General features: G+C 73.5%; 18 protein-coding genes. 7 read left to right on the forward strand and 11 right to left on the reverse strand.

Annotated elements, in window-relative coordinates:
• Positions 1–28: 28 nt before the first annotated feature.
• The 5 genes from NEH16_RS13435 to NEH16_RS13455 all read right to left on the reverse strand — a co-directional run bounded on the left by NEH16_RS13435 (position 29) and on the right by NEH16_RS13455 (position 4477).
• Positions 29–187 carry a DUF6760 family protein gene (locus NEH16_RS13435; protein WP_018101391.1) on the reverse strand — a complete coding sequence of 53 codons (159 nt, stop codon included), beginning with the start codon at positions 185–187 and terminating at the stop codon, positions 29–31.
• Complete coding sequence (locus NEH16_RS13440; RefSeq protein WP_073964568.1) at positions 184–672, reverse strand: hypothetical protein; 489 nt, start codon at positions 670–672, stop codon at positions 184–186. Before NEH16_RS13440 ends, NEH16_RS13435 begins: the two co-directional genes overlap by 4 nt.
• Positions 669–1109, reverse strand: a complete 441-nt coding sequence (locus tag NEH16_RS13445; RefSeq protein ID WP_018101393.1) for a phage tail protein — start codon at positions 1107–1109, stop codon at positions 669–671. Before NEH16_RS13445 ends, NEH16_RS13440 begins: the two co-directional genes overlap by 4 nt.
• Positions 1110–1175: 66 nt before the next feature.
• On the reverse strand, positions 1176–2702 hold the full coding sequence (locus NEH16_RS13450; protein ID WP_265542359.1) for a phage tail sheath family protein: 1527 nt from the start codon (positions 2700–2702) through the stop codon (positions 1176–1178).
• Positions 2703–3172: 470 nt separating this feature from the next.
• Entirely contained in the window at positions 3173–4477 is a 1305-nt protein-coding gene (locus tag NEH16_RS13455) for a hydrolytic protein (RefSeq protein WP_265547178.1), read from the reverse strand.
• A gap of 224 nt (positions 4478–4701) precedes the next feature.
• Between NEH16_RS13455 and NEH16_RS13460 the strand changes: the two genes are divergently transcribed.
• From NEH16_RS13460 to NEH16_RS13480, 5 genes are all read left to right on the forward strand, one after another.
• Entirely contained in the window at positions 4702–5448 is a 747-nt protein-coding gene (locus NEH16_RS13460; RefSeq protein ID WP_265542361.1) for a helix-turn-helix transcriptional regulator, read from the forward strand.
• A gap of 211 nt (positions 5449–5659) precedes the next feature.
• A complete protein-coding gene (locus tag NEH16_RS13465) occupies positions 5660–7051 on the forward strand; it encodes a DUF4157 domain-containing protein (protein WP_374215655.1) in 1392 nt (463 codons plus the stop codon).
• A 126-nt stretch (positions 7052–7177) separates the two neighbouring features.
• Positions 7178–10363, forward strand: a complete 3186-nt coding sequence (locus tag NEH16_RS13470) for a hypothetical protein (protein WP_265542363.1) — start codon at positions 7178–7180, stop codon at positions 10361–10363.
• Positions 10360–11070, forward strand: coding sequence for a DUF4255 domain-containing protein (locus NEH16_RS13475; RefSeq protein WP_265542365.1), 711 nt, complete (start codon positions 10360–10362; stop codon positions 11068–11070). Before NEH16_RS13470 ends, NEH16_RS13475 begins: the two co-directional genes overlap by 4 nt.
• Entirely contained in the window at positions 11067–13166 is a 2100-nt protein-coding gene (locus NEH16_RS13480) for an ATP-binding protein (protein ID WP_265542368.1), read from the forward strand. Before NEH16_RS13475 ends, NEH16_RS13480 begins: the two co-directional genes overlap by 4 nt.
• Here the strand turns inward: NEH16_RS13480 and NEH16_RS13485 are convergent.
• Positions 13163–13945: a thioesterase family protein gene (locus NEH16_RS13485; protein WP_265542370.1), complete on the reverse strand. Its 783-nt coding sequence runs from the start codon at positions 13943–13945 to the stop codon at positions 13163–13165. The genes NEH16_RS13480 and NEH16_RS13485 overlap by 4 nt on opposite strands.
• 187 nt (positions 13946–14132) lie before the next feature.
• Between NEH16_RS13485 and NEH16_RS13490 the strand changes: the two genes are divergently transcribed.
• Positions 14133–15323 (forward strand): flavin-containing monooxygenase, encoded by a 1191-nt coding sequence (locus tag NEH16_RS13490; protein ID WP_265542372.1) that lies wholly within the window; start codon positions 14133–14135, stop codon positions 15321–15323.
• Between the two features lie 86 nt (positions 15324–15409).
• Here NEH16_RS13490 and NEH16_RS13495 read toward each other — a convergent pair whose 3' ends face one another.
• Positions 15410–16723, reverse strand: coding sequence for an MFS transporter (locus NEH16_RS13495; RefSeq protein WP_265542374.1), 1314 nt, complete (start codon positions 16721–16723; stop codon positions 15410–15412).
• Between the two features lie 187 nt (positions 16724–16910).
• The gene (locus tag NEH16_RS13500) at positions 16911–18191 is read right to left on the reverse strand and encodes an MFS transporter (RefSeq protein WP_265542376.1); all 1281 of its coding nucleotides are present in this window, start codon (positions 18189–18191) and stop codon (positions 16911–16913) included.
• A 103-nt stretch (positions 18192–18294) separates the two neighbouring features.
• Here NEH16_RS13500 and NEH16_RS13505 point away from each other — a divergent pair, with 103 nt between their 5' ends.
• Complete coding sequence (locus NEH16_RS13505; RefSeq protein WP_265542378.1) at positions 18295–19287, forward strand: GlxA family transcriptional regulator; 993 nt, start codon at positions 18295–18297, stop codon at positions 19285–19287.
• Here the strand turns inward: NEH16_RS13505 and NEH16_RS13510 are convergent.
• From NEH16_RS13510 to NEH16_RS13520, 3 genes are all read right to left on the reverse strand, one after another.
• Complete coding sequence (locus NEH16_RS13510; RefSeq protein ID WP_265542380.1) at positions 19284–19751, reverse strand: ATP-binding protein; 468 nt, start codon at positions 19749–19751, stop codon at positions 19284–19286. The two genes, NEH16_RS13505 and NEH16_RS13510, sit on opposite strands and share 4 nt — an antisense overlap.
• A 394-nt stretch (positions 19752–20145) precedes the next feature.
• Positions 20146–20667 carry an EF-hand domain-containing protein gene (locus tag NEH16_RS13515; protein ID WP_073964585.1) on the reverse strand — a complete coding sequence of 174 codons (522 nt, stop codon included), beginning with the start codon at positions 20665–20667 and terminating at the stop codon, positions 20146–20148.
• A gap of 93 nt (positions 20668–20760) precedes the next feature.
• Complete coding sequence (locus NEH16_RS13520; protein WP_018101410.1) at positions 20761–21135, reverse strand: STAS domain-containing protein; 375 nt, start codon at positions 21133–21135, stop codon at positions 20761–20763.
• Positions 21136–21289: the final 154 nt, after the last annotated feature.

Consider the following 21289-nt stretch of genomic DNA (forward strand, 5'->3'; position numbering starts at 1 on the left):
CCTGAACCAGCCCCTCAACTCCACGCCCTCACCCGCTCTCGTTCACGCGGGTGTTGATCCGCGCTATCTCCCTCACCCATTCCTGCCGCTCACCATGCGTGAGGTCGAGGATCTCCTCGCGCTGCCAGTGGAAGTGGTAGGCGATGTACGCGATCTCCTCCCGCAGCCGGGAAGGCGCGTACGTCACGATTCCCCCAGGCGCTCACCCGACAGGTCCACCTCGAACGAGCCCTGGCACAGCGGGCAGGTGACCGCCGCGTGGGTGTGGCCCTCGCTGTTGATGCGCCGGTAGAAGTCCTGGAGGAACGCCACGTCGGTCGCGTACATCCGCTCGACCACCCCCGCGTGCACGTCGGTGATCGTGCCGAGGCGGGTGATGACCTGGCTGAGGAGCACCACGCTCAGGTACGCGGGGTTCTCCTTGACCCGGAGGTCGATCTGCGGACGCAGCTCGTCGCGGGCGGTGGCGAGCCGCATGGTCCCGGTCCGGTGGGTCCGGCCCTCGTCGTCCACGTAACCGCGCGGCAGCTCGAAGTCGAACTCGTCCGGACGCCGAGCGGCGGCCGGGGGCGGCGCGGGGGCCGGAGACTCGGCCGGCGCGGGCGCCGGCGTCGCGGCGAGGGTGTCCAGGACCTGGTCGAGGTCCCCGCCGGAAACGGTCCTGCGCCTCATTCGACCACGATCTCCTCGAAGGTGATGGTGACCGTCTCGGTCGCCGCGCTGGACTCGCCGGCCTTCAGCGAGGGGCCCTCCCAGCGGCTGGCCCAGCCCTGCATCAGCTGGATGCGGCGGACGGTGTCACCCTTCGAGTCCTTGATCTCGATGGTGAGGTTCTGCCGCGCGGTGTCGACGGCGCCGTTGTTCAGCGTCTCCTTGATCCACTTGGTGAACTCGCTGCTCTTGTCGAGTCCCCGGGTGATCGTCACCTCGCCGGCCTGCCGCGCGCCGGGCTGCTTGCGGATGATCTGCTTGCCGGTGGAGGTCACCTGCCGGACCTCCACCACCTCCTCCTCGACGGTGAGGCCGCTGATCTCCTGGATGGACTCCACGAGATAGCCGCCGAGCTGCACGCCGAAGACGTGGGTGGAAAGAGCGTCGCCCTCTGCCATGACTGTGTGTCACCTGTTCCGTTCGCTGTCGTCAACTGCTGAGTTACCGCGGGAGAGGGAGTGCGCTCACTCGTCCACGAGGCTCGTGCTGTCCGAGAACTGGGAGAGGCGGAAGACGACGAACTCCGCCGGCTTCACCGGCGCGACGCCGATCTCGCAGACGACCTGGCCGAGGTCGATGGACTCCTGCGGGTTGTTGTCCCGGTCGCACTTGACGTAGAACGCCTCCTCCGCCGTACGCCCGAAGAGCGCGCCCCGGCGCCACTCCTCGGAGAGGAACGCGGTGACGTTGCGCCGGATGCTCGACCAGAGGCGGTCGTCGTTGGGCTCGAAGACGACCCACTGGGTGCCCAGGAGGATGGACTCCTCCAGGTAGTTGAAGAGCCGGCGGACGTTGAGGTAGCGCCAGGCCGGGTCGGAGGAGAGGGTGCGGGCGCCCCAGATCCGGATGCCCCGGCCGGGGAACGCGCGCACGCAGTTGACGCCGATCGGGTTGAGGAGGTCCTGCTCGCCCCGGCTCAGGCGGAGTTCGAGGTCGAGCGCACCCCGGATGACCTCGTTGGCGGGCGCCTTGTGCACCCCGCGTTCGCCGTCGCTGCGGGCCCACACGCCGGCGACGTGGCCGCTCGGGGGCATCAGGGTCTGGCGGCCGGTGGCCGGGTCGAGGACCTTGAGCCAGGGGTAGTACACGGTCGCGTAGCGCGAGTCGTAGCCGGCGTCGTCGTTGCGCCAGGTGCGGACGCGCTGGGCGTTCATGCCGGGCGGGGTGTCCAGGACGGCGACCCGGTCGCCCATCTGCTCGCAGTGCGCGATGAGGGCGAGCTGCACGGCCCGGACGCCCTCGTCGTCGAGGTCGCCGCGCTGGTGCGCGCTCATCAGGTCGGGGACGGCGACCATGGTGATCTCGTCGATCGCCTCAAGGGCGGCGATGCCGGTACGGGCGGAGGCGTCGCCCACGTACTCGGTGGGGCCGGTCCGGCCGGTGGTGGACGCGTCCGGGGTGGCGGGCGCGAGGGTCAGGCTCTGCTTCTCGGGGCGGGACTGCGCCGCGCCGGGCTGCTCGGTGACCTCGATGAGCTTGGACTGACGGGCCTGGGTGACCAGGTAGCCCTTCACGTTCTTGCGTACGGAGGTATCGAAGGTCTCCACGACCTTGCCGCCCTGCCGGACCAGCAGGCGGAAGCGGTCCTCCGGCGGGTTCTCGCCCTCGGCGTCGGCGACCTCGATGGAGATCCCGTCGCCGGCGCCCGGCCGGGCCGAGACCAGGAAGCCGCCGACGGCCACGGAGGGCGCCGTGGCGGGCGCGTCGTCCTGCGGCGCGTCCTCGGCGGGACCGCCGATCCGCACGATGTACGCGGCGCCGCCGCCGTTGCTGAAGAACCCGTGGACGGCGAGCGTCAGATACGTGTCCGGGGTGAAGGTGCCGAACGTCGAAACGTACTGGTCCCAGCTGGTCACCAGCGTCGGCCGGTGGAAGGGGCCGGTCTCCGCGAAGCCGACGAAGGCGGCGACCGCGGTGCCGACACCCTCGATGGGCCGTGCTCCGGACTGCACCTCCTCCACGTATACACCTGGGGTGAGGTACGACGGCATGCTCGCTCCTTCGGCTGGTCAGACGTTCGCCCGCCCAGTCTCGCCAGCCCGTACGCACGGACAGTAGGCCCCAAAGTCCTGGCCCGGGGGCAGGGCCACTGCCTTTCCGGGCCCACCCGGCCACGCCCCCGCGCCGACGATTAATTTCAGCCAGAAACTACCCGGCGCCCGGAGGGGATTCGGCTGAATTTCCACGGTCGGCCGGGGCAACCGGGAGTGGCCCGATCCGCTCCACCCCGCCGTGACCTGAGTGGTCCAGTCCATTCGCCACTTCCGGAAATGCCCGGGAATGACCGGGGAATCGGCCCGATTCACCTGCTGCCCGCGCTCCGCGCATTTACGCGTCCAGTCGTTCCGGGCGTGTCCGGGTGTGTGGAGGGACACATCCGGATGAACGCCCGGTGGCGCATCCTCGCAGGTGGGAAACCCGTCTGTTCACACAGCCGGAACAGTGGGACGGGGTCCCGGCGCTATCGTTCGTCTCGCGGGACATCGGTCAGCTCACCGCTGACATTGAGCACTTGGTGACACCCGGAAGCCTGCTTACCGGTGGCCGGAGTCCCCGGCTTCGCGCAGGTCACGGAAACGGTGACCGCCGCCTTCTCCGGTATCTGAATGGGGGTGACCCAGTGATAGTCCTGGTTCCTGAACGTCTCCAGGGCAATGGTGGTGATCTTCCGCTGCCCGAAGGAGATGGTCAGCAGCCCTTCGTCGCCCTGGAAATTGGCGACGACGATGTCCGTGACCCCGAAAGTCTTGCCTTCCGGAACGACATAGGTACCGGTCTTCCGGCCCCCGGCGCCGGTCTGCACGTCGATGGTCTCGGACATCTGCTGCGGGTTCCCTCCGCCGCCCGAGCCACCCGAACCGCCGGTGGAGCCGCCCGAGCCGGAACCGCCCGAGCCGCCGCCGGACCCGTCGGCGCCCGCCGAGCCCTCCCCCTTGCCCTGGGGGTCCTGCTGCCCGCCGCCGGATGCCGAACCGCCCTGCCGGGGCTGCCGGTTCTCCTCCTGCGCGGCCTTGGCGCCCGCCTCCTTGGCGGTGGAGCGGACGGCCGGGCGCACCAGCGCGAACCAGGCGAGCAGCAGCGCGAGGATCGCCGCGAGCAGGATCAGCAGCCACTTCGGAAAGACCGGGATCTGGGCGAACTCGCCCTGGAGCGGTTCCGGCCGCCCCTCCGGGGGGCGCTCGGCGTCCTCCGGCTCCCCGGCCACCACCTCGAACGGCCAGGCGGCCGGCGCACCGAACCAGATCAGCTTGCGGGCCCGGACCTTGAGGCCCGCCTCGGCGGACTCGCCGGGCTCCAGCTTCCGGCGCTCCGGCGTGAACGCGAGGCGCAGTTCCTCGCCCTGCTGCCGGCCCGCGAGGGACACCTCGGTGGGCGCGTTCCCGAGGTTCTGCACGACGGTACGGAAGCGGGCCCCCAGCCAGCCCCGGCGGCGCCCCGGTTCCAGGCGTGCGCGCAGCTCGTGGAACGGCTCGATCACCACCGTCATCTCGGGGACGGCCACCGACTCGGGGTGCTCGGCGGGCAGCACCCGTATGCCCAGCGGCTTCTCACCGGCGCGGACCTCGTGGGACCGGGGCGGCGCGAAGCGCACCGTGACGGTCTCGGAGGTGCCGGGGTAGAGGGAGACCCGGGCCGGTTCCACCGTGGTCCACGCCGCGCAGTCGCCGACCACGTCCAGGGTGTACGCCTCGACGATGTCGCCGTCGTTGCGCACGGTGAGCGTGGTCGTCGCTTCGGCGCCGGGCGTCACCGTCACCGTGGGCATTGCGAGTTCGGCAGATGTGGTCACCCTGCGACGTTAGGCCGCACCGCGCCCCCGGCAGCAGGGGCGCGAGGGCAATGTGCGGGCAGGGGCGGTGCCCCGGGGGCACACCCGCGCCGGATGCCCGCACCGCATCCCCGGGCCAGGTCGCCCTGCGCCTCCCGGACGTTCGCGTACGGCACCGGACGTAACGGAATTCGGCGGAAGCGGCCCAGAAGGACGAGCACATGACCACGATCACGACAGACATGACGACGACGGGGACGGCGACGGGGACGGCTTTGGGGGCGGCGCACCCGCGCACCCCCGCCCCGCCCGAGCAGCCCGCGCCCGGCATACCCGCCCCGGCGTCCGGCCGGGTCTCGGTGGCGGTGTACGCGGAGGACCTGATCCTCCGGACCGGGGTGGTGCAACAGCTGCGCCGACGCCCGGAGATCGAGCTGATCCCGGACGAGGAGGCGGACCGGGCCCAGGTCTCCCTGGTGGTGGTGGACGTGGTGAACGAGCCCGCCGTCCAGCTCCTGCACCGCCTCCAGCGCAATACGGCCACCCGGACCGGCCTGGTCGTCGGCTATTTCGAGGCGGGCGCCCTCCAGACCCTGATCGAGTACGGGGTGGCCGCCGTGCTGCGGCGCGGGGAGGCCGACCAGGACCGGCTGGTCCACCTCGTGACGGCCGTCGCGAAGGGCGAGGGGGTCCTTCCCGGGGACCTCCTCGGCAAGCTCATCGACCACGTCAGCAGCCTGCACCGCTCGGTCCTGGACCCGAGGGGCCTCTCGCTGTCCACGCTCACGACGCGGGAGGCGGAGATGATCCGGCTGGTGTCGGAGGGGTACGGCACGGCGGAGATCGCGCAGAAGACCTCGTACTCCGAACGCACCGTCAAGAACGTGCTGCACGAGGTCGCGACCCGGCTCAACCTGCGCAACCGGGCGCACGCGGTGGGGTACGCGATGCGTCACGGGCTCATCTGACGCGAGAGTGCGTGCATGGCGTCGCCCGGCAGACGGGAATTGTCGGACAGGCCCTGGTCCGGCACCGGGAGGGCAGCCGCTGTTGCCCCCTCGGTGCCCCGGCGCGGCCGTCCGGCCGGGGACCGCGTCCCGGGGTCTGCCCCGGTGCCCCTTGCCCCGGACCGGGCCGGACCGGTCTGGTGGCGGTGACCGTTCGTGGAAAGGCAGACCGTTGTCCCAGCGTGAGCACCGCACCGACCGGACCGCCGAGACCCGGTCCGCCCCTTCGCGCGGCCCGTCCCCCGCCGAACGGGCCGAACTCCTCGAAGTCCAGCGCACCCTGGGCAACGCGGCGGCCCTGCACCTGCTGCGGCAGGCGCGGGAGGCGTCCCCTGAGCAGCCCGCCGTGCAGCGCTCGGCCGTCCACGACGTGCTGAGCGGCAGCGGCAGGCCCCTGGAGGCTTCGCTGCGCGCGGAGATGGAGTCCCGGCTCGGCGCGGACTTCTCGGACGTACGCGTCCACGACGACGCGGCGGCCCGCGCGTCCGCCGCCGGGGTCGGCGCCCGCGCGTACACCAGCGGCCACCACGTCGTCATCGGCGAGGGCGGCGGCGACAAGCACACGCTGGCCCATGAGCTGACCCACGTCATCCAGCAGCGCCAGGGCCCCGTCTCCGGCAGCGACAACGGCTCCGGGCTGCGGGTTTCCGACCCGGCCGACCGCTTCGAGCGGGACGCCGAGGCCAACGCGCACCGGGTGATGCGGGGCGCGGCCCCGGCCGCGCACGAGGGCCACGCGCACGAGCACGCCCACGCGGCGGCGGACGGCGTCGTGCAGCGGGCTCCGGAGCAGACCATGGGCCGGAACATCGCCGGGGGGCTCGGCCAGTACGGGGCGCAGATCGGTGAACTGGCCGCCAGGATCGGCACGACGAGCGAGAACGTGATCAACGCCCTGCTCGACCCCGCGTACGACCCGATGGGCGCGCACGACATCGCGCCCGAGATCCTGGACAGCAACCTGAAGGACCCGATCGAGTACGCGGCGTGCTTCCCCACCGCGCACGCTCTCTTCCCGGTGCTCACCGACCCCGCCGCGAACCCGCCCCAGCAGGGGCCCAACCCGGAGAGGGCCGCCGACATCCCGGAGTTCCAGGCGGCGGTGCGCACCCTGACGGACTCGATCCGGGAGGCGTGGGACACCGGCCTGCAATCGGTGTTCCGCATCGAGTACGCGGGACACGGCTTCACTCTGGTGATCCGGATGGCCGAGGACGGGCAGGCGCACGTCGAGCTCATCGAGAGCCTGGCCCACGCGGCCGGGATCACCACGTCGCTGAGCAACGCGCCGGGCATGAGCGTGGAGCATGTGATCGAGGCCCTGACCGCGATGTCCTCCGGCGCGGTGGCCGAGCGGGTGCGGGGTGCCGGCATGCTCGGCTGGAACGCCCACGCGCTCTACCTCGGGGACCCCCAGCCGACCGAGCAGGAGCGTTTCCCGCAGACCCGGATGAAGTGGTGGCGGCAGCCGCTGTCCGCGCAGGCCGGTAACAACTGGCACGCGCAGTTCGTGCTGCGCTTCAACTTCGTCGCCCAGACCTACGGCACGACGCAGCTGCCCTGACCGGCCGGGCAGCCGCAAAGGGCACCCCTTCTTCCCCCACCCCGGGTACTCCCGGCCCTGTTCCGCCGGTCCCCGTCGGCGGATGCTCATGGTGGAGAACCATCGACCCAGACTGTGAGGTGGACCGTGGGCGGTCCTGCTGGCCCGGCAAGAGGTCCCCGATTGCGCCGGCTCGGCGGTGCCGTGGTGCTGCTGACGCCGTTGCTGGTGGCGGGGTCCGTGTCCGCCCCGCAGGGCGCCCAGCCGGCCGCCGCGGCCTCGAAGGCGGTGACCGACACCGGGCGGATCGCCTTCGCCGGTACGGGGCACCGCAGCCTCGGCCGGGTCACGTCCGAGGCGGCCACCGAGGACCTGTTCGGGGGCGGCGTCCCGGCCCACTACGACCAGGACCCGTACGGGCGCGGCGACACGCTCGTCTTCACCGGTCTCCGGGACGAGACGCGCCCCCAGGTGTACGTGCGCGGCGCGGACGGCACCGTACGGCGGCTGACCACCGGCATGGACGCCGCGCACCCCGAACTCTCCCGCGACGGCAGGACCGTGGTCTTCGACTCGCCCGGCAACGGCGGCCGCCGGGACCTGTGGTCGGTGCCCGCGGACGGGTCCGCGAAGCCCCGGCAGCTGACGGACACCCCGGCGGACGAGACGCACCCGACGCTCTCCCCGGACGGCAAACGCATCGCGTACGCGAGCGACGGCGGACCCGAGCCGGGCACCCAGATCTACGCACGCGACCTGGACGGCGGCCCGGTCACCTGCCTCAGCGACAGCGCGGAGGGCGACGCGGACGAGCCCGAGTGGAACCCGGTGGACGACGGCGCCCACGGGTCCCGCGTGTCGTACACGCTGCACGTCGAGCCGGCCTCCGACACGGACACCGGGCACCGGCTGCGGGTCACCGACGGGCCCGGGACCGCGCGGCCCGTGCTGACCGGCCTCGGCAACGACTGGGGCACCCGCTCGTCGGCCTGGCTGCCCGACGGCGAGGGCCTGCTCTTCCTCAGCCCCAACACGGACTGCGGCTGCTCCGTCTACGACCACGTCTACCGGATCCCGTCGCTCGACGACCCGGCCCCGCGGATGGTGCTCGACGAGGACCGCGAGGTCGGGCCCCCGGCGGTGCTCGGCACCCCGGACTCCTGGTCCACGATCGTCACCCGCAGGACCACGAAGGACGCCGACCTCGTCACGCTCCAGGACATGCGGCAGGACGGCTCCGACCCGCGCGACCTGCGGATCGACGTCCTGCGCGAGGACCCCGAGGCGAGGACCAACACCAGCGACGACCCCGCCGACGACCCGCTGTTCCACCCCCGCCCCGGCTACGACCCCTGGACCGAGCGGCAGACGTACACGCCCGACGGGCGGCGCATCGCCGTGACCCGGTTCGAGACGATCGACGGGCAGCGGGTCCAGCGGATCTGGCTCGCCGACACGGACGGGACGCGCCCCTCGGCCATGAAGCTGGACGGGCGCGGCCCCCGGGACCGCGACACCGACCCCTCGTTCTCGCCGGACGGCACCCGGATCGCCTTCACCCGGTCCACGCCCGGTACGGACGGCTCCTGGACCAGCCGGGTGCTCGTCGCGGACGTGGCCTCCGGGCGCGTCACCGGTGAGGTGGTCCCGCCCGAGGGCGAGGTCACCGGCGCCGACGCACAGCCCGCCTGGTCCTCGGACGGCACCCTGCTGGCGTTCACCCGGGCCGAGGTCGTCCGGGGCCTCGGCGGCATCAAGCACATCTGGACCGCCCCGCTGGACGCGCTGGAGCAGCAGCGGGACCTCAGCCGGGCCGGCGGCTGCCCCGGCGAGTGCAAGGTCATCGACGACAGCCCCGCGTTCTCGCCGGACGGCAGGTCCATCGCCTTCAACCGCAAGGACCGGGCGGACCAGATCAACCAGCGCGCCAGCGTCGTCGTCGTCGCGCCGGACGGGACGAACTGCCGGGTCGTCCTGCCGACCGGCCGGAACGACGACCCCACCGCGTGCGCCGCGCCGATCCCGGACGTCGAGACGACCGGCCCGTACCAGCCGCGTGACGTGGCCTGGTCGCCGGACGCCTCCCGGCTGGTCCTCAGCCACCGCCGGGACCGGGCGCCCAGCTCCCCGGAGCAGCTCTCCGAACTCGACCTGGCCACCGGCACCCTGACCCCGCTCACCGCGCGGCTGCCCGGCCGCCAGAAGGAGCCCGCGTTCCAGCAGAAGGTGGACCTGGCCGTCACCGCGCCGCCCACCGCGCCCACCGTGGAGAACGGCTCCTCGGTGACCGTCACGGTCACCGTCACCAACAACGGACCTGCCCCGTCCCCCGGCACCACGCTGGTCGCCGACCTCCCGCCGGGCGTCCGGCTGGACGGCATGACGACACCCACGGGACCGTGCGCCGAGGACTCCCCGGTCTGCGACCTCGGCGTGCTGGCGCCCGGCGACGAGGTCCCGGTCACCGTGCGGCTCATCGGCGTCACCAACGGGCCCTGGCAGCTGGGCTGGTCGGTCAACGGGTCGGTGGTCGACCCCAACCCCACGGACAACGCCACCGGCACGACCGTACGCGTGCGCACCACGCCCGACCTGCCCAGCCCGCCGCCCTCCGGACCGGCGACCCCGCCCAAGCTGCCGCCCCCGGCCGCACAGCCGCCCGCGCAGCCGCCCCTGCCGCCCGCGCCCGAGGCCGGTCCCGGCGTCGTCGTCCGGGCGCAGCCCAGCCCCGGCTATGTCGGCGGCCGGGTCGTGGTCACGTACACCGTCCGCAACGGCGAGAACGCCCTCGCCACCGGCCTCCGGCTGCGGCTCGGGCTGCCCTCCGGCATCCCCGTGGCCACGCTCCCGCCCGGCTGCACCGGCGAGGTGTGCGCGCTGCCCGACCTGGCGCCCGGCGCCTCCTCGGTCCTGCGGGTCGTGCTCGCCCCGGACCACGCCCTGCGGACCCGGATCACCGGCACGCTGACGACCACCGGCACCGACGCGGACCGGGGCGACAACGTCTCGCGCATCCCGCTGCGCATCCTCCAGCCCCGGATCGTCTCGGTGCCGGAGATCGGCAAGCCCGGCTTCGTCACCTCGGTGCGCGGCAAGGACTTCCCGCCCGGAGTCCCCGTGAAACTGGCCTGGAAGCCCGGGATCACGGCCGCCGCCGCGCCCACCCTGCCGGGCCGGGACGGCACGTTCATCGCCCAGCTCCTGATCCTGGTCAAGGACCGGACCGGGCCGCGCACGATCACCGCGTCGGGGCCCGGCTTCTCACCGGTGAAGACGGACTTCCTCGTGGTGACGGGCAACCTGGTGCCGCCGGACGAGATGGGGCGCCGGTGATCCACGAAGTGGACGAGGCGCTGCGGCTGTTGCTGGTGGACGCGGGCCTTGAGGACAGCGGCGTGGACCTGGTCTTCGACGCCCCGACGAAGGACTGGTCCGCCCGCCGCAACGCGCCCACGGTGAGCGTCTTCCTGTACGGCATCCGCGAGGACGCGACGCGCCGCCGCAGCGGCACGTCGGAGGAGTACGACGCGGAGGGCCTGGTCACCGGCCGCCGCGAGCCCCCGCGCTGGTTCGAGCTGACGTACCTGGTGACGGCCTGGACCAACCGCCCCCAGGACGAACACCGCCTGCTCTCCGAGGTGTTGCGCTGCCTGATCCGCACCCGCGCGATGCCCGCCCGCATGCTCACGGGCAGCCTCGCCGACCTCGCCCTCACGGTCGAGATGGAGGCCGCGTCGGCCGGCACGGGCGACCGCCCGTCCACGGTGGACGTCTGGTCCGCGCTGGGCGGCGAGCTGAAGGCCGCGATCGACGTACGCGTCTGGGCCCCGCTCTCCGGCGAGGTGGCGCCCGCCGGGCCGCCGGTCACCGAGGGCCTGCTCGTACGCACGGCTGCCGCCGTGGACGGCGAGGCGACGGACCCGGGCCGCCGCCTGCGCTACGAGGGCCCCACGGCCGCGTCCGGCGAGGGCTTCGCGGCCGAGCGGGAGCGCCGACTGCCACCGGGGCGGCGGAAGCGCGGGGGCGGGGCCGCCCAGTGACCACCGCTCAGCGGCTCTCCGCCCCCGACACCGCCCTCGCCGAACTCTGGGAACGGCTCGGGCACGTCGAGCGGCGGGTGCGGGTCGCCGTCGCGCTCCGGCACGAGGGGGACCCCGCGCCGGACGATCCCCTGCGCGGCCAGTACCTCACGCCCGCCGGTGCCGAACGCGTCCTGGACTCGCGCGACGCGTTCCTCCCCGTACCGGACCTCGGTCCCGGCGCGCCGCCCGAGCGCGGGCGGATCGCGGAGCTGGCCGGGCGGTTCGGGCTGACCGGGCCGGACGTCGACCTGCTGCTCGTCGCCATGGCGCCGGACGTCGACGCGCGGTTCGAGCGGCTGTACGGGTATCTCAACGACGACCTGACACGGCGCCGCGCCACGATCGGCCTGGCGCTCGAACTGTGCGGGCTGCCCGGCGCGGGCCCCGGCCGGTTCCGGTTCGCGCCGTCCGCGCCGCTCGTCGCGGGCGGGCTCGTGGAGGTGCTGGAGCCCGAACGCCCCCTGCTCTCCCGGGTGCTGCGCGTCCCGGACCGGGTCACCGCGCATCTGCTCGGCGACGACGAGGTGGACGCGCGGCTGCACGGGCTGGTCCGGGTCGCGGAACCGGGCGACGAGCCGGACGGCGGCCCGGTCACGCGGAGGGTCGCGGCGGCGGCCGGGACCGGGAGCGGGTTCACGCATCTACTGGACCGGGGCGGTGACCCGGCCCGGCTCGCCGTCGCCGCGCTCACCGCGTCCGGGCTTCGCCCGCTCATCGTGGACCCGGCGGCCCTGGCGGCGGCGCCGGAGCCCGCGCGGGCCGCCCGGCTGCTGGCGGCCGAGGCCCGGCTGAGCGGCGGCGGGCTCGTCCTCGGCCCGCTGGAGGCACTGGCGCCGGAACAGCCCAAGGGCGCGGCGCTCGTCGGGGCGCTGTGCGCGGCGGTCGGCGGCCTGTCCCCCTTGCTCGTGTACGGGCGGAAGCACTGGGACCCGTTGTGGGCCGGGGAGAGCCCGGTCACGGTCGCGGTCCCGCCGCCGGACCCGGCGGACGCGGTACGGCGGTGGCGCTCCGCGCTCACCGGGGCCGGTGCCGCCGCCGGGCTCGCCGCCGGGACGGAGGAGGCCGACGCCCTGCTCGCGGACGCGACCCGGGCGTACCGGCTGGACTCCGGCCAGATCCGCCGGGCGGCCGACGTGGCCGTCCGGCTGGCCGCGCAGGAGGGCCGCCCGGTGGAGCCCGCCGATCTGCGGACCGCCGTCCGGGCGCAGAACGGCGCGGGGCTCGCCCGCCTCGCCCGGCGCATCGAGCCGACCGTCGGCTGGGACGACCTCGTGCTGCCCCCGGCGACCCGCCGCCAGCTCTCCGACCTGGCCCTGCGCGCCCGCCACCGCGACCAGGTGCTCGGGCGGTGGCGGATGCGGCCGGGCGGCGGCCGGGGGCGGGGCATCGTCGCGCTGTTCGCCGGGGAGTCCGGGACCGGCAAGACCATGTCGGCGGAGGTCGTCGCGGCGGACCTGGGCATGGAGCTGTACGTGGTCGACCTGTCGTCCGTGGTCGACAAGTACGTCGGGGAGACCGAGAAGAACCTGGAACGGATCTTCGTGGAGGCGTCCGAGGTCAACGCGGTGCTGCTGTTCGACGAGGCGGACGCCGTCTTCGGGAAGCGCTCGCAGGTCAAGGACGCCCAGGACCGGCACGCGAACGTCGAGTCGGCGTACCTGCTCCAGCGCGTCGAGTCCTTCGACGGCATCGCCGTACTCACGACCAACCTGCGGGCCAACCTGGACGAGGCGTTCACCCGCCGCCTGGACGTGGTCGCCGACTTCCCCGTACCGGACGCGCAGCAGCGCCTCGCCCTGTGGGAACGCTGCCTGGGTACGGAGATCCCCCGCGCCCCGGACCTGGACCTGGCGACGTGCGCGGACAGGTTCGAGCTGACCGGCGGCTCGATCCGGGCCTGTGCGGTGACTGCCGCGTACCAGGCGGCGGAGTCCGGCCGTCCGCTGGACACGGAGCAGCTGGTCGCGGCGGTCCTCGCGGAGTACCGGAAGCTCGGACGGCTGGTCCTGGAGAGCGAGTTCGGCCCGTGGCTGGAGCGGGGCCGCAGGCGCTAGAGGGGCCGTACGGTGAGGATCTGCTCGGCCCGGCCGACGGGGCCGTTGACGTCGTGCAGGACCGTGCTGGTGAGGCCCTGGCCGGTGGGGCCGAAGACGACCGTGGTGTCCAGGCCGGTCCAGCGGCCCTCCGGCTGGCGGTGCAGATGGATCGTCAGGTCCACGTTCGGGAACATCCACTCCGTGGGCTGCTCGCGTACGGCGATGCCGTTGGCGGTGTCCACGAGCGCCACGTACGAGGCCAGCGGCCCGGCGGTCTCGCCCGCGACCAGGTCGAGCGGGGTGGAGATCCAGGCGGTCGTGCGGCCGGGCAGCGGCGGGGCGAGCGGGCGGACGTCGAGCGACGCGATGTAGCCGCCGGGCCAGAGGTCGGCCATCGGCCAGGGGGCGAGCGCCTCGGGCGGGGTGAGCGGGTCGTCCTCGCCGTCGGCGACCTCGGTGGTGTCGACGGGGGCGAGCGACCAGGCCCTGGCGCGTACGACCGGGCGGCCCGCGATGAGCGCGAAGGCCTCCACCAGCTCGATGGTGCGGCCGGGGCGGACGGTCTCGACGCGGATCTCGCACTCGTCCAGGGCGAGCCGCCCGAGGATGTCGAAGCTGATCCGGGACAACAGCAGCCGCTCGCCGGGCCGTTCCGCGAGATGGCGCTCGACGGCGTGGACGAGGAGCCCGCCGAACGGGCTGAAGTGCACCTCGTCCGTGCTCCACGCGCCGCTCGCGTGGGCGGTCGGCTTGTAGCGGTGGGCGTCGATGCGCTCGTAGTAGCTGCCGGTGTTCAACGGATCGCTTCCCTCACGGCCGTACGGATCGGGCACCCCCAGCGTGCCACCGGGGGCGATCCGGCCGGCGCCCGGGTGCCGCGCCCCGCACCCGCGTTCGAGACCCGCGTTCGGGCGTGATCAATTCGCAATCGATTCCGGTCTTGACCGAGACCCATCAAGGAGTCACGCGATTACGCTCCGATTCATGTCCGACAGCGCACCTACCGCCGGTAGCACTTCCCCGGCCCCCACCGACCTCACCGAGGACCGCCCCGTCTACGTCATCGGCGGCGGCCCGGGCGGACTGGCCGCGGCGGCCGCCCTGCGCGCGCGGGGCGTCCGGGCGGTCGTCCTGGAGAAGTCCGGGGCCGTCGGCGCCTCCTGGCGGGGCCACTACGACCGGCTGCACCTGCACACCACCCGGCGCTGGTCCGCGCTGCCAGGGCTGCCGATGCCGAGGAAGTTCGGCCGCTGGGTCGCCCGGGACAACGTCGTGCGGTACCTGGAGAAGTACGCCGAACACCACGAACTCGAAGTCATCACCGGCGTCGAGGTCTCCCGGATCGACCGCGCGGCGGACGGCACCGGCTGGCGGCTGAGCGCGAGCGGGGGCCGCGAGCTGACCGGCCGCGCCGTAGTCGTCGCCACCGGCTTCAACCACACCCCGCGCCTGCCGGACTGGCCCGGCCGCGAGACCTTCACCGGGGAGCTGCTGCACGCCTCGGACTACCGCTCCCCGGCCCCGTACGCGGGCAGGGACGTCCTGGTCGTCGGCGTCGGCAACACGGGCGCGGAGATCGCCGTGGACCTCGTGGAGGGCGGCGCCTCGCGCGTACGGCTCGCGGTGCGCACCGTCCCGCACATCGTGCGCCGCTCCACGGCGGGCTGGCCCGCGCAGGCGACCGGCATCCTGGTCCGCCGGCTGCCCGTCGCCCTGGTGGACCGGGCCGGCCGCCTGATGGCGCGCGCGGCCGTGCCGGACCTCTCGGAGCACGGGCTGCCCCGCCCCGACACCGGTCTGTACTCCCGCGTCAAGGAGGGCGCGATCCCGGTCCAGGACGTCGGTCTGATCGACGCGGTGAAGCGCGGCCGGGCCGAACCCGTGGCGGCCGTCGAGTCGTTCGACAAGGACGCGGTGGTCCTCGCGGACGGCACCCGGGCCACCCCGGAGATCGTGATCGCGGCCACCGGCTACCGCCGCGCCCTCGAACCCCTGGTCGGCCACCTCGGCGTCCTGGACGACCGGGGCCGCCCGGTGGTCCACGGCCCCCGCACCCCCAAGCAGGCCCCCGGCCTGTACTTCACCGGCTTCACGAACCCCATCAGCGGCATGCTCCGCGAACTGGCCAGGGACGCGGAGAGGATCGCGAAGCGGGTCGCCCGCAAGGGGCGTTGAGGGTCAGCGGGTGGAACGAACGGTCCTCGCACTCGGCCACCACGAGCCGCCCCGAGACGGGCGCCGAGCCGACGGGCCTTCCGGCCCTACGCCGCCAGCCGCACGGCCGGCGCCCCACGCCGGATCACCAGCACCATCAGCGCCGCCACCGCGCACAGCGCCCCCGCCGCGTACCAGACCACGTCATACGTACCGAAGTAGTCCCGCGCCACCCCGCCCAGGAAGGCGACCAGGGCCGCGCCCACCTGGTGCGAGGCGAGCACCCAGCCGAAGACGATCGCGCTGTCGTCGCCGTACTGCTCGCGGCACAGGGCCAGCGTCGGCGGGACCGTGGCGACCCAGTCCAGGCCGTAGAAGACGATGAAGAAGACCATCGGCGGCTCCACCGTGGCCTGCATCAGGAGCGGCAGGAAGAGCAGCGAGACGCCGCGCAGCCCGTAGTACACCGCCAGCAGGCGGCGCGCGTCGAAGCGGTCCGTGAGCCAGCCGGAGAACACCGTGCCGACGATGTCGAAGATCCCGATCACCGCGAGAAGCGAGGCCGCCGCGGTGATCGGCATGTGGTGGTCGTGCGCCGAGGGCACGAAGTGCGTACGGATCAGGCCGTTGGTGGACGCGCCGCAGATCGCGAAGGACCCGGCCAGCAGCCAGAACGGGCCCGTGCGCGCCGCGTCGAACAGCACCCGGACGGTCCGGCGCGCCGCACCCCGCGCGGGCGCCGGCTTCTCGGCGTACTCCCCGCCGTACGGGGCGAGCCCCACGTCGGCCGGGTGGTCGCGCATCAGGAGCCACACGAACGGGACGACGACCAGGGCCGCCAGCGCCACGGTCACCGACGCCGGGCGCCAGCCGTGCCGGTCCACGATCCAGGCGCAGAGGGGGAGGAAGACCAGCTGGCCCGAGGCCCCGGCGGCGGTCAGGACACCGGTCACCAGCCCGCGCCGGGCGGTGAACCAGCGGTTGGTGACCGTCGCGGAGAACGCCAGCGCCATCGAGCCCGTGCCGAGCCCCACGAGGAGGCCCCAGTAGAGCATCAGCTGCCAGGCGGCCGTCATCCACACGCTCGCCAGCGCCCCGGCCGCGACCGCGCTCAGCGCCACGGCCACCACTCGCCGGATGCCGAACCGGTCCATCAGCGCGGCGGCGAACGGCGCGGTGAGCCCGTACAGCGCCATGTCGATGGAGACGGCGAGCCCGATCTGCCCGCGCGACCAGCCGAACTCGTCCTGGAGCGGGTCGAAGAGCAGACCGGGCAGCGAGTTGAAGGCGGCCCCGCCGATGATCGTCACGAAGGTGACCGCGGCGACGATCCAGGCACGGTGGATACGCCACCGGCCGGGCTTCCCGGGGGCGTTCGGTGCGGGGGCGACGGGAGCGACGCTCTCGGTTGTCGGATTCACCCGCCCAGCATCCGGGCGGCGGCCCTCCCCCACGAGTGGCCCGAGGGCCACGGTTCGCAAGGATCGGGCCACCCTCGCCCCGGACCCTGCGCCTCGAACGCCGGCGAGGGCCGAAGGGAGCGACGCGGCGCAATCAAGCCCCTCCGGCGATTGAGGAGCGGGGGCCCGGGGGCGGAGCCCCCGGAACTCAGCCGATCCGTTCCAGGCGGCGGATCGGGCGGGCCGCCAGCAGCACGCCCACCGCCAGGACGTTGACCACCGCACCCGCGAACAGCACCTCCGGCGCGCCCAGTTCGTCCGCGAGCGGGCCCGCCAGGGCGCGGCCCGCCGCCACCATGAGCAGCGAGCCGGCGACGTCGTACGCGTGCAGGCGGTTCAGGGATTCGGGCGGTACGTGGGTCTGGACGGTGGTCGACCACATCACCAGCCAGAACGCGGAGGCCGCGCCCGCCACGAACTGGCCCGCGCCCAGGGCCGGTACGGAGAGCCCGAGGCCCAGCACGACGAGGTTCGCGCAGACGCCGGTGAGCGCGACGGCCCCCGCCGCGAGCGGGCGGCGCGGGCGCAGGCGCAGGGCGAGCAGGCCGCCGACGACGCTGCCCGCGCCGTTCACCGCCATCATCGCGCCGTACGTTCCCGAGCCGTGCGCCTCGGTCACGCGGACGGCGGTGAGCGGGAGCATCGGGCCGAGCACGGCGAAGCCGTACACCGTCCAGACCGCGATCACGCCCCAGAGCCAGCTGCGCGCGGTGAACTCGCGCCAGCCGTCCACCAGCTCGGCGAGGAACGAGCCGCGCGGTGTCCCGTCCGAGGGGGCCGGGGCCAGCCGGAGCAGGAAGAGGCACACCCCGGAGACCAGGAAGGTCGAGGCGTTGGCCGCGTAGACCGCGCCCGCGCTCGCCAGGCCGACGAGGACGCCCGCGAAGGCCGGGCCCGCCATGGTCATCAGGGCCTCGGAGACGCGCAGTACGGCGTTGGCGCGCTGCACGTCCGGGGCGACGCGCGGCACGGTGGACGCGACGCCCGGCTGGAAGAGGGCCGCGCCGACACCGGCGACCGAACTCAGCGCGTACACCGCCCACAGGGGCGGATTGCCGGTCGCGAAGGTCACGGCGAGCACGGAGGCGCCGACGAGCCGGAGCGCGTCGGCGATGATCATCATGCGGCGCGGCGTGAACCGGTCCGCGAGGACGCCGCCGAAGAGGACGAAGACGGCGAGCGGGCCCATCCAGCAGGCCAGCGCGTAACCGACCGAGGAGGCGGGACGCCCTGCGCCGAGGAGTCCGGCGGTGAGGGCCACGGGGATCATGCCGTCACCGAAGAGCGCGGCGGTCCGGGCGACGAAGAACAGCCTGAAGTTGCGGTTCCAGAGCTGCCTGCCGGACTCCTCGAACAGGGGCGGCAGGGGCGGGAGAGGGGACGGGCCACCGAGGGCGGCGGCCTGGGGGTCCGTGGCGGGAATGCACACGGAGTCTGCTGACTTTTCCTTCACACCGATGACATGTATCAGCTTATGGTCTATACCAGCTAGGGCCTTTTCCCGGGCCCCTGCCGGCCGAAGGGAGTCCGCTGTGCCGCACCGGGTCGTCGTCCTCGCCCTCGACGGGCTGCTCCCCTTCGAACTGGGCATCCCCCAGCGGATCTTCGGGCTCGCCCGCGCCCCGGAGCCGCAGGACCGGACGCGGAAGCTGTACGACGTGGTGACCTGCTCGGTCAGGCCGCCGGGCCCCGTCCACACCGACGCGGACTTCTCCATCATGGTCGGGCACGGCCCCGAGGCGCTCGCCACGGCCGACACGGTCGTCGTCCCGGCCAGTTACGAACTGGGGCCCGTGTACGACGAGGGCCGGCTCTCCGACGAACTGGCCGCCGCGTTCGCGTACATCCGGCCGGGCACCCGCATGGTGTCCATCTGCACCGGCAGCTACGTCCTGGCCGCGGCGGGCTGCCTCGACGGGCGCCCCGCCACCACGCACTGGGCCTCCGCCGACCACTTCCAGCGGCTCTTCCCCGGGGTCCGGGTCGACCCGGACGTCCTGTTCATCGACGACGGGGACGTGCTGACGTCCGCCGGGGTGGCCGCCGGGATCGACCTCTGCCTGCACATGGTGCGACGCGACCACGGGACCGCGGTCGCCAACGACGTCGCCCGGCGCACGGTCGTGCCGCCGCACCGGGACGGGGGCCAGGCGCAGTACATCCAGCGGCCCGTGCCGGACACCCAGTACGCCACGACGACCACCGCCCGGGCCTGGGCGCTGGCCCGGCTGGAGCGGCCGATCCTGCTGCGGGACATGGCCCGGCAGGAGTCGATGAGCGTACGGACGTTCACCCGGCGGTTCCGCGAGGAGGTCGGCGTCAGCCCCGTGCAGTGGCTGACCCAGCAGCGCGTGGAGCTGGCGCGCCGGCTCCTGGAGTCCACGGACCTGTCCATCGACCAGGTCGCCCGGGACGCCGGCTTCGGCACCTCCACCTCGCTGCGCCAGCACCTCCAGGCGGCACTGGGCGTCTCACCGACGGTATACCGCCGCACGTTCCGCTCGACGGCGGGGAGGAGCGCCTAGGGCACCGCGGGCTCGGCGCCGTGGGTGCCCGGCTGGAGCTTGACCTGGATCAGCGGGACGCTGCGGTCCACCTCGCACCAGATCCGCTTGCCCGCGCCCTCCGGCTGCCAGCCCCAGCGGTCGGCGAGGCCGTCGACCAGCTCCAGGCCCCGGCCGCCGGTGTCCTCACCCCGCGCGTGCCGCTGCTGCGGCGGGCGGCAGCTGGCGTCGGCCACCTCGACGCGCACGGTCCCGGCGCCGCCCGGGGCGCCCGCCGGGCCGAAGAGCATGCGCAGCACGGCCGGACAGCCGGTGTGCACCACCGCGTTGGTGACCAGCTCCGAGATGAGCAGGATGAGGGTCTCGGCCAGCGGCTCGTCGTCTCTGACGCCGGAGCCGGCGAGCCGTGAGCGCGCCCATCTGCGGGCCCGTCCGACCTCCGCGGGGTCGGGCCCGACCTCCAACTGAACCTGAAGCACCTGCACCGCTCACACCATCCGAACCGGCGGACACATCGCCTCGCGCCTCCACAGGGTCACGGAACGTGATTCCCTTGCACGACAGCATGGTTGACGTACAGTCACCGCAACAAGCGCTTCGGGCATATTCCAGCGCGAAGGAGTACGCGTAGTGCATACTGTGCGACGCACATTGCGGGGAGTCGAACAGCACCTCACCCGGACCCGACGCGCCGCGCAGGCCGCGTCCGGACCGACAGGTTCCAGAACCACTCGCATCCCACGGAGGGTACCCGAGCCGGGCGCCGACTCCACGCCGTGACGAATCACGCAAAGGACACAAGCCGGTATCGGTGACCGGTCGTAGCGCTGCGTCACGCCCAGGGGTACCCCTGGCACGGGTGCCCCTGGGCGTTCCGGACTAGTCCGGCTCGATCACCGTCACGTACGTCGCGAGCGCGGCCACCGCGTCCTCCTCGACGACCCCGCCGTCCCGGTCCGTGTCCAGGCTCTGCGCGGCGAACGCCGCCGCGTCCGGGCCGGCGCCGAGGACCTTCAGGGCCCGCTCCACGGCCTGCACCGGCGCCCGGCCGTCGGAGGACGGCCCCGCCGCCACCGCGAGCGCCGCGCGCAGGAACGGGCGGGCGATCTCCGCGAACCGCTCCGGGTTGTCGCGCAGCCGCTTCACCGCGCCGCCCACGAACTCCTCACGGGTGACCCGCTGGTCCCCGTCCACGTCGGCGATGCCCGCCATGCCCTGCCAGAACGCCTCGGCGCCGTTGTAGAGCGCCTGGCCCTTGTCGCAGCGGGCCGTCGTACCGAACTCGGTGAGCAGACGGGCCGCGGCGGCGTTGAAATCCGCGCGATCGATGTATCCGTTGCCGTCCTGGTCGAAGGCGGCGAAGCGGAAGGCGATCTTGCGCTCATACTCTGCGCTGTCCATGCGGGGAGCGTACGACGCCTTCGGGCGTCAGGTGTCACTTACCGGGCTCAGCCCTGTGACAGCTCCGCACGCGCCGGTGCGGCGACGGCCGTTTCAGGCCGTCAGCGGCTCGGCCTCCTCGTCCACGGCCGCGTCCCAGTCCGGAAAGACATCGAACAAGCGCCGCACGCCGAGGGCGGCGAGCACGCGGTTGACGTGGGAGCCCTCCTCCGCGCCCCGGGCGGGCAGGATCAGCCGCAGCCGGCCGCCGCAGGACCGCATCAGGCGGCGCAGGGCGATGAGCACCCCGACCCCGCTGGAATCGCAGAACTGGACACCGGACAGGTCGAGGACCACGTCGTGGCGGCCGACGGCCACCACCTCGTGGACGGACTGGCGGACGGTGGCCGAAGTCAGCAGGTCCAGTTCGCCGCCGATGTGCAGCACGGTCCACCCGCCCCGCTCGGTCTCCGAGACTTTCAGGGTCACGCGACTGGGCCTCTCGTTCCGGGGATTCCGGGGCAGCCCCAGTGATCCGGAAGTTAGCGTTCCTGCCTGGCGGCTGCCCCCGTACGTCCCTCGCGAAACACGCGTCTCGCAAAGAGGGCGTGTTCCCGGGACGTACTTGTCGTAAAGGGGCGTG

This window comes from Streptomyces drozdowiczii (assembly GCF_026167665.1).
Lineage (GTDB): Bacteria > Actinomycetota > Actinomycetes > Streptomycetales > Streptomycetaceae > Streptomyces > Streptomyces drozdowiczii_A.

Coding starts and splice junctions, on each gene's coding strand:
- NEH16_RS13490 (WP_265542372.1), top strand. CDS start 14,133: ATGTCCGACAGCGCACCTACCGCCGGTAGCACTTCCCCGGCCCCCACC.
- NEH16_RS13450 (WP_265542359.1), bottom strand. CDS start 2,702: ATGCCGTCGTACCTCACCCCAGGTGTATACGTGGAGGAGGTGCAGTCC.
- NEH16_RS13440 (WP_073964568.1), bottom strand. CDS start 672: ATGAGGCGCAGGACCGTTTCCGGCGGGGACCTCGACCAGGTCCTGGAC.
- NEH16_RS13515 (WP_073964585.1), bottom strand. CDS start 20,667: ATGGACAGCGCAGAGTATGAGCGCAAGATCGCCTTCCGCTTCGCCGCC.
- NEH16_RS13460 (WP_265542361.1), top strand. CDS start 4,702: ATGACCACGATCACGACAGACATGACGACGACGGGGACGGCGACGGGG.
- NEH16_RS13445 (WP_018101393.1), bottom strand. CDS start 1,109: ATGGCAGAGGGCGACGCTCTTTCCACCCACGTCTTCGGCGTGCAGCTC.
- NEH16_RS13455 (WP_265547178.1), bottom strand. CDS start 4,477: ATGCCCACGGTGACGGTGACGCCCGGCGCCGAAGCGACGACCACGCTC.